This window comes from Palleronia sp., assembly GCF_042089775.1.
Classification (GTDB): Bacteria; Pseudomonadota; Alphaproteobacteria; order Rhodobacterales; family Rhodobacteraceae; genus Palleronia.
Genome location: NZ_JBELKF010000010.1, coordinates 55241 through 67073 on the forward strand (window position 1 = coordinate 55241; position 11833 = coordinate 67073).

Consider the following 11833-nt stretch of genomic DNA (forward strand, 5'->3'; position numbering starts at 1 on the left):
CGCGCCGACGAAGGCCTTGACGGCGCGGGATCGTCTTCAGAACGCGCCGCGCAGGGCCGTGAGGCCGGCGCGCAGGACACCGACGTCCGACCCGATAGCCAGGAACTCTACCCCGAGTTCGACATAGCCCTGCGCCAGCACGCGGTCCGACGTCAGGATGCCCGCCGCCCGGCCCGCCGCGCGGATGCGCGTGAGGGCATCGTTCACGACCTCCTGCACCTCGGGCGCGCCGGGACGGCCAAGATGGCCCATGTCAGCCGCGAGGTCCGCGGGACCGATGAAGACGCCATCGACCCCCTCGACCTCGAGTAGCGCATCGAGCGCGGCGATGCCGGCCATGCTTTCGACCTGCACAAGCAGGCAAACCTCATCATTGGCAGTCTGCAGATAGTCCCCGACGCCATTGTAGTCCGACGCACGGGCCAGCGCGGCACCGACACCGCGCACGCCACGAGGGGGATAAAGGGTCGAGCGGACGACCTCGCGCGCTTGGTCGGCGCTCTCGATCATCGGGACCAGCAGGGTGCGGGCGCCGATATCGAGCATCTGCTTGATTTCGGCCCGGTTGTCGTCGCGCGTCCGCACCAAGACGTGGGTCTTGTCACCCACCGCGCGCAGCTGGGCCAGCACGTCGCGTAGCCCGTTGGGTCCGTGTTCACCGTCGATGACCAGCCAATCGAAGCCGGTGCCGGCGCAGAGCTCGGCCACGCTCGGGTCGCCGAGGCTGAGCCACAGACCAAACTGCGTCTCCCCCGATTTCAGGCGGACCTTGAAGGTGTTTTTCGGGGCGGGCATGGCAGCTTCCTCAGACGAACGAAATGGAGACCGAGCCGAAGGGCCCGAAGTCGGCATCGACCTCAGTGCCGGGCGGGCATTCGATCGGCGCGATGAAGCTTCCCGACAGGATGACCTGCCCCGCCTCGATGCGTTGCCCGTACTTGTCCATGCGACGGGCCAGCCAGACAAGGCCCATCACCGGATCGTCCAGCACCGCCGCGCCAAGGCCCGTAGCCGTGACCTCTCCGTTCTTGCGAACGATGGCGCCGGTCCAGCGCAGGTCGAACGCGTCAGCGGCATGACGCTCCGACCCGAGGACGATCCCGGCATTGGCAGCGTTGTCCGCAATCGTGTCAAAGATCCTGCGGGGTTGGCCGCTTTCGGGATCGGTGCGGAGGATGCGCGTGTCGAGGATCTCGAGCGACGGCACGACCGCCTCGGTCGCGGCCAGCACATCCTCGCGGGTCACGTCGCCCTCCAGCGGGGCGTTCATCACGAAGGCGATTTCGGCCTCTACGCGGGGCTGGATGAATCTGCCGGCCGGGACCGTGGCGCCCGAGGCGAACAGCATATCGTCGTAGAGGACGCCGGAATCGGGCGTATCTATGCCAAGCGCGTCCTGCATGACCTTGGATGTCAGGCCGATCTTCCAGCCGATGATCTCGCGCCGTAATGCCAGCTTGCGCTCAACCTGCCTTGCCTGGATTGCATAGGCGTCGTCCAGTGTAATCTCGGGGTGGCGCACCGACAGAAGCCCGATCTGCCGACGCGTTGCTTCGGCGTCGAGCAGGTCGGCGGCGGCGGTCTCGATGTCGTGCGGCGTCACGCCTCGTCCTCCACGCCGTTGCGCAGGATGCCGATGCCCTGGGCCTCGACCTCGATCACGTCGCCGGGCTTGAGCCAGACCGGAGGGTCGAAACGCGCCCCTGCCCCGGTCGGCGTGCCGCAGACGATTACGTCGCCGGGGACCAGCGTCGTGAAGGTCGACACGTAGTTCACGATGTAGCGGAAGTCATAGATCATCCGGCCCGTGCGGTCGGTTTGACGCACCTCGCCATTCACGCGCGTCTCGAGCGTGATGTCGTCAAGCTGCGCGGCCTCGGTGAAGGGCACCAGCCACGGCCCGATCGAGCCCGAGGCGTCCCAGTTCTTTCCCTGCGTGACGTTGAACTTCGCGTGGCGGACCCAGTCGCGGATCGTGCCCTCGTTGCAGAGGGTTAAGGCGGCGATGTGGCCGTAGGCATCCTCGCGCGGGATGCGGCGGCCGGCCTTGCCGATGACGATGGTCACCTCGCCCTCGTAGTCGAGCTGCTCGCTTTCGGGCGGCCGAACGAGATTCCGCCCGTGCCCGACGAAGGACCGGGGGAAGCGGATGAACAGTGACGGTCGGGCCTTGGCATCCTGACCGTCCTTGTACTCGGCATTGCGATCGGGGAAATTCACGCCGACGCAGATGATCTTTTCAGGGTTGGCGAGGGGGATGAGAAACGCGACATCCTCTTCGCGATATGTCGGGGCGCGCCCTTCGGCGGCCCTAAGAAGGTCGGGAAGCGCGCCGGCCTCGATCACCTCCTTCAGCCCCTTGAAGCGGCCGCCGAATTCCGGCGTCAGGTCAATGATGCCGCGGTCGGTCACGGCACCGTAGCGGTCGGCGCCATTGGCGTGGAAGGCGGCGAGGCGCGGGGGAAGCTGTGTCATGGAAACTCCTTCAGACAGTTTTGCCGAAGCGAATGAACGTTGTTTCAGTCATCGCGACACGCCTACGGGGCGACGATCGGCGACGCGCCAAGCCGCGAGGCCTCTGGCTCCACGCCCTCGAATGTCGAGCCGTGCTCGAACCACGACCGGGGCGCCGGCGCACCCCAGAGGGTCTGGCGCTGCGGGTCCTTCAGGTCCCACCGGATCGGCTCGAGGTCGGTGTCGACTGTCTGGTAGTCCGAACAGTAGATCTCGATCCGGTGGCCGTCCGGGTCCAGAATATAGAGGAAGAAGGCGTTCGAAATGCCGTGCCGTCCCGGCCCGCGCTCGATGTTTGCGACGTAGCCGGTGGTCGACATGAGGTCGAGCAGGTCGATGATGTTCAGAGGCGTGGGCACCCAGAAGGCCGTGTGGTGCAGCCGCGGCCCCAGCCCGTTGGTGAAGGCCATGTCATGGACGCCGCCCTTGCGATGGGTCCAGGCGGCCCACAGGCGCTTGCTCTCCTCGTCCTCGGTGTATTCCGTCACGCGGAACCCGATTTCGTTGTAGAAGGCGACGGCCTTGTCAACGTCCGGGGCGAAGCAGTTGAAATGATCGATCCTGAGCGGCTTCACCCCCTTGTAGAGCGCATATTTCTGGTGAATGGGCGCGAGGCGATCCATCTTGAAATAGAACTCGATCGGCATCCCGAAGCAGTCGGTCGTCGCCAGCGTACGGCCTTGGAACGGGCGCTCGATCCAGGCGACGTCGTGCCCCTTCCCCGAGAACCAGGCGTGCGCCTTGTCGAGTTGATCGTCATCAAAGACCTTGAACGACAGGGCCTTTGCGTGGGGTGTATCGGACTTGTGCAGGACCATGCAGTGATGTCCGCGCTCTTCCATGGCGCGCAGATAGACCGCGCTGTCATCCTCGTCGGTGACCTGAAGGCCCAGCGTCTCGGCATAGAAGGCCTTGCTGGCGGCGAGATCCGTCACGCCCAGGTCCACATGACTGAGGCGCAGGATGTTGAACGGCGGGTAGAGGTTCGGGGCGGGAATGGGCATCTCGGGTCTCTTCGCGGGTTGTGCGGCGGGAATGGCGGGAGCGCGGGGATCAGCCGCCGAGCTTCGGCACCTTGTGGTGGCTGCGCGGAAACGAGACGTTGACCGTTTCCATGTAGAAATCGAAGGACCAGTCGCCGCCATCCCGCCCGATACCGCTCGCCTTCACGCCACCGAAGGGCGTGGGCAGGTGGCGGATGTTCTCCGAGTTCACCCACATCATCCCCGCCTCCAGGTTGTCGGTCATCCGGATCGCGCGGTTCAGATCGTCGGTCCAGAGATACGCGGCAAGGCCGTAATCCACGTCATTGGCCATTTGCAGCGCCTCGTCCTCGTCCTTGAACGGGATCGCGGTCAGGACCGGGCCGAAGATCTCTTCCTGCGCGACGGTCATGTCGTTCCTCGCCTGCGTGAACAGCGTCGGCGCGACGAAGCAGCCGCTGTCGCCGACCTTCTCGCCGCCCGCCGCGATCACGGCGCCCTCTTCGCGCGCCTTGTCGAAGTACGAGAGGACCTTGGCCTCGTGCTCTGGGTGGATCAAGGGGCCGACAACAGTCTCGGGGTCGAGCGGGTGACCGACCTTGATGCGCTTGGCCACTTCGGCAACGCGGGCGGTGAAATCTTCATAGATCGTGTCCTGCACCAGCAGGCGGGACGAAGACGTGCATCGCTCGCCGTTGAGCGAGTAGATCATGAACGCCGCCGCATCCACGGCCCGTTCGAGATCGGCATCGTCGAATACGATGACGGGATTCTTCCCGCCAAGCTCGAAATGCACGCGCTTCAGCGTCGCGGCCCCCTGCGCCATGATCATCGATCCGGTGCGGCTTTCCCCCACGAAGGCGATGGCCTTGATGTCGCGATGCTCGGTCAGGCGCTTCCCGGCATCCTCGCCAAAGCCGTTGACGACGTTCAGGACGCCTTTGGGCAGACCCGCGCTTTCCGCGATCTCGACCAGGAGCTTTGCCGTGACGGGCGAAAACTCCGCCGGCTTGTGGACGACCGTGCATCCCGCCGCGAGGGCCGGAGCGATCTTCCACGTGGACAGCATGAAGGGCGTGTTCCACGGCGTGATGACACCCACCGGACCGATCGGGCGACGGCTCGTGGTGTTCATCTGCGTGGGCGTGCGCTTGACCTCGCCATCCTCGGCATAGGGCGCCTGATCAGCAAAGTAGCGGAAGTTTGCGGCGCCGCGGATCGCTGCCTTCGACATGAAGCGCAGCGCCTGACCCGTATCCATGCACTCGGCAAAGGCGATTTCCTCGGCACGGGCCTCGATCGCTTCGGCGACCTGGATGAGGATCTTGCGCCGCTCGGCACCGGGTGTCTTTGACCACGTCCTGAAGGCCTCCTTGGCGGCCGCAACGGCGGCGTCGATGTCCGACGCATTGCCTTTTGCGACGCTCGCCAGCACGGACAGATCCACCGGCGAAATGATCTCGAACGTCTTGCCCGAAGCGGCCGGCACGGACTCGCCTGCGATATGATGCATCACGCCGCTCTCGCTGAAGCGGGTCAGGTAGCCCTTGGCCTTGGCGATGTTGTCGTCGACGACGCTCATGGGATGTCCTTATGCCTTGCCCGACAGGCGGGCGTGGATCGGTGTGTCCTTCCAGCTGAGTTCCGGGTCGATCTGCCGGATCTCGAGGGAAAGCGCGAAGTGAGGGGTCGAAAGAGGCCCGGCAAGCGCGTCGCGCGCAGCGGCAAAGATGTCCTCTCCCGCGGCCTTGAGGGCCTCGGTCGAACGGCCCGCCCCGACGCTCAGCGTCATGGCGAGAAAGCCATTCTCGGGCAGGTCGTCGGCCACGATGCAATGATCGGCGCGGAAAGCCCGCACTCTGATCCCGGCGAGCGGGAAGATCCCCGCGTCGACCATGGCGGTGTGCAGTCGACGGCACACCGCGCCCATGTCGACGCACGTTTCCAGCGCCGGCGAATACTCCATCGAAAGATGCGGCAAGACTGCTCCTCCCCTTACGCTTAACGTGTTAACAAACTCGCAGCTTGTCAATAATTAACTCGTGAATTAAATTCTGCGATGACAAGGGAGAGCCAGACCACATGCCCGACCCCAGCAGGAGCGCAGGCGCCGGGTTTGCTCGGACCCGCCGGACATTGCCCATGGCGCTGCTGCGCGCGCGCGAGGTGCTGATGGAGCGGTTCCGCCCGATGCTGCACGCCCACGACGTGACCGAACAGCAATGGCGGGTGCTGCGGGTGCTGGACGAGGCCGAGGCGATGGACGCGTCAGAATTGGCCAAGGGCGCATCCATCCTCGCCCCGTCCCTGTCGCGGATCCTCAAGGCGCTCGAGGCGCGCGGCCTGATCGCGGTGCGCAGGGACCCGAATGACGGGCGCCGGACCCTGATCAACCTGACGCGAGACGGGCAGGCCTTCATCCGAAAGATCGCCCCCGAAAGTGCTGCGATCTACGCCGAGATCGAAGCGTCGGTCGGGCGCGACCGCATCGAAAGGCTGCTCGACGAGACCGATGCCCTGATCGTGATGCTGGCTGCAAGAGAGCAAGACTGACGAAGGCCGCGTCGGTGCTGGCGTGGATGCGCCCTTCCGGCAGCCTCGGCACGCCGATGAAGCCGTCGCAGATGGAGAGAGAGCTCTGACTCTGCGAGTGGGATGCTCTACGTGGGCTCGATCAGGCGGTGGGTTGAATCAACTTGCCCTTGGAAGGTCACGTTGAAGCTGCCCATAGCCATCGCTGCGGTCGAGCGGGGCAATGCGGTGATCAATGGGTCCTAGCCTCGTCCCCGGGATGCAAGGGCAATGTGAACCACGAAATTGCCCGGTCCGCGTCGGCGTGCGGTCGCCGCGCTTCAGAGGATCGGGTTCGTCATGGGCTCCGCGTGGCTCCCTCCCCGGTCGATAAACCAGATGCGGCGCCCGTGCGACAGGACGAAACGCAAGTGTCAGAGGCACAGAAGCGAGCTGCCTGCAGCAGGGGCGTCAGCAGTAGCGCTCCGGCCCGTTCCACTGCGCTTCCGAATAGCGATCGCCGTGGGCCCAGCCCACGGGCAGCGCCTGCTCGATCCGGGCGAGGTCCTCGGGGGCGAGGGTAAGCTCTGCCCCGCGGACGGCCTCGGCCAAATGATCCGGATCGCGCGTGCCGGGGATCGGCAGGACATGGTCTCCCTGTGCGAGCAGCCACGCATTGGCAAGCGATGCGGCCGGCTGCTCCATCTCTGCCGCAATCGCGCGAAGGCGGTCGGTCGCGGCGAGGTTCGCACTCAGGTTCGGCTCAACGAAGCGCGGGTTGGACTTCAGGAAGGGGGTTTCCTCGGCGCGGGCTCTGTCGGGCGGTGTGTCGGTCAGAAGGCCACGGCCCAACGGGCTGAAGGCGACAAGCGCTGTGCCGAGCTCCGCACAAGCCTGTACGAGACCCAAGTCCGGCGCACGTGTGGCAAGAGAGTATTCCGACTGCACGGCGGCGACTGGATGAACCGCGGCGGCGCGCCGCAGCGAGGCGGGCGCGATCTCGGAGAATCCGAAGGCGCGGGTTTTGCCGGCGCGAACAAGACCGACGAGCGTTTCCGTCACCTCCTCGATCGGCCGGTCGGCCTCGCGCCGATGGACGTAGAAGAGGTCCACGCAATCGACGCCGAGCCGCGCGAGGCTGGCGTCCAGCGATGCGGTGAGGTGCTCGGCGCTATTGTCGAAATAGCGCGCTCCGGTATCGGGATCGGTGCAGATCCCGGCCTTTGTGGCAACGCGGAAGACGTCGCCGCGCTCTGCGACGTAGCGCCCGATCACTTCTTCGGAATGGCCTTTGCCGTAGACGTTCGAGGTGTCGAGGTGGTCCACCCCGAGCTCGCGCGCCCGGTCAAAGAGGGCGAATGCCTCCTGCTCCGTCGCCGGGCCGTAGAAGCCTGAGATATTCATGGCGCCAAGACCGATGGCCGAGACTTCGGGCCCCTGGGCACCCAGCTTGCGGGTCTTCATCGCTCAACCCTCCCCACGGAGCCTGGCAACGGTCGTGCGGGTCGAGATGCGCTCGGGGTCGGTCACCAGTTCGATCACCGTGGGGCCGTCGTGACCGAACGCGGCTTCGAGCGCCGGACGGAACTGCGCCGTCTCGGTCACGCGCGCGTAGGCTGCGCCGTAGCCTTGGGCGAGCAGCCCGAAGTCGGGGTTCACGATGTCGGTGCCCGAGACGCGGCGCGGGTGCTCCCGCTCCTGATGCATGCGGATCGTGCCGTAGGTTCGGTTGTTGAACAGCAGCACGATGGGCCGCGCGCCGTGCTGGACGGCGGTGGCAAGCTCGGCCCCGCTCATCATGAAGCCGCCGTCACCGACGAAGGCGATCGCCTGCCGCCGAGGGTTCTGCAGCGATGTCGCCACCGCCGCGGGGACGGCATAGCCCATAGAGCCGCAGGTCGATCCGATCTGCCGCCCCGGCCGCCCGAAGCGCAGGAACCGTTGCGCCCAGCCGGTGTGGTTGCCCGCGTCCAGCGTCGTGACGCAGTCAACCGGCAGCAGGTCGCGCACGTCCGCCATCGCCTGCCCCATGTCGAGCGGATAGTCATGCGGCGGCGGCTCGCTGTCGGCGAGATACTCCTCGCGCAGGGTGCGCCGCCAGTCGGGTGGCGCGCCCGTCGCGGCCGTGCGTTCCGCGAGCATCAGCGCCGCCTTGGTCGCGCCGGCCGCCAAGCCCAGATGGGGGCTGTACACCCGCCCGATCTCGTCAGGATCGCAGTGGATGTGGATCACCCGTTGCGCCGGGGTCGGCACGGAAAGCGTGGCGTAGGTCCGGGTGGTGATCTCGCCCAGACGCGCCCCGATGACCAGGAGCGTGTCGACTTCGGCCAGCCGCTTGACGAGGCTCGGCGCGACGCCGGTGCCGAAATCGCCCACATAGACGTCGGAGCGGTTGTCGATGACGTCCTGCCGCCGGAACGAGGTCGCGACGGGCAGGTCGTTCGCCTCGGCAAAGCGGCGCAGGGCCTCGGCGCCTTCGTCAGTCCAGCCCGGCCCGCCGACCAGGATCAGCGGACGCTCGGCCCCCTTGAGCGCGTCGATCACCGCGTCGGCCTGCGCCTCGGACAGGGCGGCCTGCGTGGGCACGTAGGGTTCCGCGTCGGACACGTCGACCATGTCGGTCAGCATGTCCTCGGGCAATGCCAGCACCACCGGGCCCGGACGGCCCGAGGTCGCGACGCGAAAGGCACGGGCCATGTATTCCGGCACGCGCGCTGCATCGTCGATCTGCGCCGCCCACTTGGCCACGGACCCGAACATCTGTCGGTAGTCGATCTCCTGAAAGCTCTCGCGGTCCAGCGTGTCGCGCCCCACCTGCCCCACAAGCAGGATCATTGGTGTCGAATCCTGAGAGGCGATGTGGACGCCGACGGCGGCGTGGCAGGCGCCGGGGCCGCGGGTGACCATGCAGATGCCTGGCTTGCCCGTTAGCTTGCCATAGGCCTCGGCCATGTCCGCCGCACCCGCCTCGTGCCGCGCGTTGTAAAGCGTGAAACGGTCCCGCACGTCGTACAGCGCGTCGAGCACCTCGAGATAGCTCTCGCCAGGTACGCAGTAGGCACAGTCCGCGCCGTGTAGCAGAAGCTGGTCCACCAGCACCTGTCCGCCGCTTCTCGCCCTCGTTTTCGATCCGTCCATCGCCGTTCCTCCCCCTTTCGATTTCCCTGCGCCGATCAGTGAATTGCCAGACATTCCGGCGTGATCCCGCGGCCCGTGGCATGGGCGCAGATGTTGTCAGCCCAGTGAGACACCATCCGATCGGCATTGTCCAAGGTGCGCCCTGCGACGCCGGGCAGCGTCACCACCTGCGGCATTGACAGCAGCGGTGGTCCAGCACCGCCTGCTCGATCGCGGCGACTTTGAGCCCGGCGTCTGCTAGCCGACCAAACTCCGGCGCCGATTCGTCCAGCAGCCCACCGCGTGGAGAGAGGACAAGAAGCGCGCCCTGCTTCGCCACTTACACGATCAGCCTTGGAGATCTTGTCCCTTGATGCTGTCAGGCGGATCCGAAAGAGCCTCGAAGCTCCACCAAAGGCAACTCTCCATGCCGTGCCGAGGCCGCGAAAGCGGCATTCGGTTCGACTTGAAACTGGCTCGGCTTTAGAGCTGCTAGCTAAAATGTGGAGACAAAAAATCCGGGCGGCAGCAGATTTCGTACCCCGCCCTGGTGACCCACCGCTCGACGTTGATCTTCACGAGCATCTCGTCAAGGTGCACTTGTTCGACCGCGAGTCATCGTTCCGGCGCTTCCGGATCTCGAACGCGGACAATGGACCAAAGCGATGCCACCGGACGCGAGACAGCGGGAAGCGGACATACATCATCAAAATCTGGCGGATGATCCCGGGCGACGTCTTGAAGTAGAGGGATAGGCCGCGCTTCATCATCGACACGCCATTCAGCGCCCGTGCCGGCTTTAGCCAGTGACTCGGAGTGCCCGGCGCCGCATCCGAAGCCGGGGGGCCGCCTTTCCCCTACTTCGATGCTGCAAAAGGCTCGCGGGGTACTTAATGTTAGCGGCCAGCAGCACTCTGCGCGGACTGCCGCGGCGGGAACCAACACGAGAAGCATCGGAGCAGCACATGGATTTTTTGGCACGGGCGACGGCCCTGGTTGGCGGCACGATGGTCGCCCTGAGGCGCATAGGTGCGCCGGCGGCACAGGCGGTCGGTGCGAGCCCGACGATCCCGGACGCAAAGAAGCAGGGGATCATGACCCTGAAGATGCCGACGGCACGGGGCTGGGAAGACGGCCATGTTCCAACGGCGGCGCCAGGGCTGAAGGTAAACGCGTTCGCTTCGGACCTTGATCATCCGCGCTGGGTCGAGGTTCTGCCGAATGGCGACGTTCTCGTGGCCGAGTCGAAGGAGCAGCCCGGCCCTCCGAAAACGCTGTTCGACCGCGCGGCACAGGCAACGATGCGGCGCGCGCGCGCGATCGGGGTCAGCGCGAATCGCATCACCCTCTGGCGCGACGACGACGGCGACGGGGTGGCCGAGCGGCGCGAGGTCTTTCTTGACGGGCAAAACCAGCCCTTCGGCATGGCGCTCGTGGATGGGACATTCTACGTCGGCAACACGGACGGGATCGTCGCCTTCCCCTACCGGGAGGGCGCGACGCGGATCGACGGGCCGGGCAACAAGCTCGTCGATTTCAAGCCGCACGGCCACTGGACCCGCAGCCTGATCGTCTCGCCCGATCGCACGAAGATCTATGCCGGCGTGGGCTCGCTGAGCAATATCGGCGACGCCGGCATGGAGGCCGAAGAGGGGCGGGCAGCGATCTGGGAGCTTGACCTCTCCTCAGGCAATGCTCGCATCTTTGCCAGCGGCCTTCGCAACCCCGTGGGCACGGCGTGGGAGCCGACGACGAACGCCCTCTGGACGGTGGTGAACGAACGCGACGGGCTGGGGGACGAAACGCCGCCGGACTACCTGACGTCCGTGCAGGACGGCGGCTTCTACGGCTGGCCCTACTGCTACTGGGGAAAGATCGTGGACGACCGCGTCGAGCAGGATGCGGCGCTGGTGTCTCGTGCGATCAAGCCCGATTTCGCGCTCGGGGGGCACACGGCCTCGTTGGGGTTGTGCTGGATGCCCGAAGGGACGTTGCCCGGCTACCCGGGCGGCATGGTCATCGGTCAGCACGGCTCGTGGAACCGCTCGACCCTGAGCGGCTACAAGCTGATCTTCGTGCCGTTCAAAGATGGTCGACCCTCCGGGCCGCCGCGGGACATATTGTCGGGCTTCCTGTCCGATGACGAAAAGACCTGCTTCGGGCGCCCGGTTGGCGTCGCGATCGGCCCGGACAAGAAGTCCCTGCTGATGGCTGACGACGTCGGGGACGTCATCTGGCGGGTGACGGGAGCGCAGTAAGCCTCTGCCGCCGCCGGATGCACATTTTCCCTCGGCAGCGGCAGGGACGGCCTCTTGTCGTCGCTGGCGGATCCGCTCGAACTGACGCCGCCTTCGCAGCCTCATATCGGCGCGAGAAGGACGAGCGGTCCGCCGCTGTTATCGCCCAATTCTGTGCCACTATCTGGTCTCGAGTTACGCCGACGATTTCAGCGGCATCCTGACATCTCTCGGCTCTTCTGAGATCGGACAAGCGATAGAGTTTGAAGGTGTCACAGACGCACTGACAGGCCGCTCTTCGATAATCTGCAACAAGGTGAAGCGCATCGGGATCGTCCGAGGGCTCGTTTTTGGAGTGCCGAAAGCAAAGCTGAACCATGCGCAGCGCGCACGGAGCCGAACGATATCCACAACAGGATCCGGCTGGACCTGAATGCCTGCACGATGGACGCGGTGGTCGCCGAGGCCGAG

The 11833-nt window shown here is 65.8% G+C and carries 11 protein-coding genes; 2 read left to right on the forward strand and 9 right to left on the reverse strand.

Annotated elements, in window-relative coordinates; translation table 11 throughout:
• Positions 1–36: 36 nt before the first annotated feature.
• From ACFDS3_RS04615 to ACFDS3_RS04640, 6 genes are all read right to left on the reverse strand, one after another.
• Complete coding sequence (locus tag ACFDS3_RS04615) at positions 37–795, reverse strand: aldolase/citrate lyase family protein (protein ID WP_375261170.1); 759 nt, start codon at positions 793–795, stop codon at positions 37–39.
• Positions 796–805: 10 nt separating this feature from the next.
• Entirely contained in the window at positions 806–1603 is a 798-nt protein-coding gene (hpaH, locus tag ACFDS3_RS04620) for a 2-oxo-hept-4-ene-1,7-dioate hydratase (protein ID WP_375261171.1), read from the reverse strand.
• Entirely contained in the window at positions 1600–2475 is an 876-nt protein-coding gene (locus tag ACFDS3_RS04625; RefSeq protein ID WP_375261172.1) for a fumarylacetoacetate hydrolase family protein, read from the reverse strand. The genes hpaH and ACFDS3_RS04625 overlap by 4 nt, the downstream gene beginning before the upstream one ends.
• Positions 2476–2537: 62 nt before the next feature.
• A complete protein-coding gene (gene hpaD, locus ACFDS3_RS04630) occupies positions 2538–3518 on the reverse strand; it encodes a 3,4-dihydroxyphenylacetate 2,3-dioxygenase (protein ID WP_375261173.1) in 981 nt (326 codons plus the stop codon).
• Positions 3519–3567: 49 nt separating this feature from the next.
• Positions 3568–5079, reverse strand: a complete 1512-nt coding sequence (gene hpaE / locus ACFDS3_RS04635) for a 5-carboxymethyl-2-hydroxymuconate semialdehyde dehydrogenase (protein WP_375261174.1) — start codon at positions 5077–5079, stop codon at positions 3568–3570.
• Positions 5080–5088: 9 nt separating this feature from the next.
• On the reverse strand, positions 5089–5478 hold the full coding sequence (locus ACFDS3_RS04640) for a 5-carboxymethyl-2-hydroxymuconate Delta-isomerase (RefSeq protein ID WP_375261175.1): 390 nt from the start codon (positions 5476–5478) through the stop codon (positions 5089–5091).
• A 161-nt stretch (positions 5479–5639) separates the two neighbouring features.
• On the opposite strand from ACFDS3_RS04640, the gene hpaR reads away from it, so the two are divergent.
• Positions 5640–6050, forward strand: coding sequence for a homoprotocatechuate degradation operon regulator HpaR (gene hpaR, locus ACFDS3_RS04645; RefSeq protein ID WP_375261176.1), 411 nt, complete (start codon positions 5640–5642; stop codon positions 6048–6050).
• 429 nt (positions 6051–6479) lie between these two features.
• On the opposite strand, the gene ACFDS3_RS04650 is transcribed toward hpaR, so the two are convergent.
• Together ACFDS3_RS04650 and ACFDS3_RS04655 are read right to left on the reverse strand one after the other, a co-directional pair.
• Positions 6480–7472: an aldo/keto reductase gene (locus tag ACFDS3_RS04650; RefSeq protein ID WP_375261177.1), complete on the reverse strand. Its 993-nt coding sequence runs from the start codon at positions 7470–7472 to the stop codon at positions 6480–6482.
• A gap of 3 nt (positions 7473–7475) precedes the next feature.
• Positions 7476–9146: a thiamine pyrophosphate-dependent enzyme gene (locus ACFDS3_RS04655; RefSeq protein WP_375261178.1), complete on the reverse strand. Its 1671-nt coding sequence runs from the start codon at positions 9144–9146 to the stop codon at positions 7476–7478.
• A gap of 944 nt (positions 9147–10090) precedes the next feature.
• Here ACFDS3_RS04655 and ACFDS3_RS04660 point away from each other — a divergent pair.
• On the forward strand, positions 10091–11383 hold the full coding sequence (locus ACFDS3_RS04660; protein ID WP_375261179.1) for a PQQ-dependent sugar dehydrogenase: 1293 nt from the start codon (positions 10091–10093) through the stop codon (positions 11381–11383).
• Between the two features lie 174 nt (positions 11384–11557).
• Here ACFDS3_RS04660 and ACFDS3_RS04665 read toward each other — a convergent pair.
• On the reverse strand, positions 11558–11833 hold a 276-nt coding region (locus tag ACFDS3_RS04665; protein WP_375261180.1), incomplete at its 5' end, for a hypothetical protein.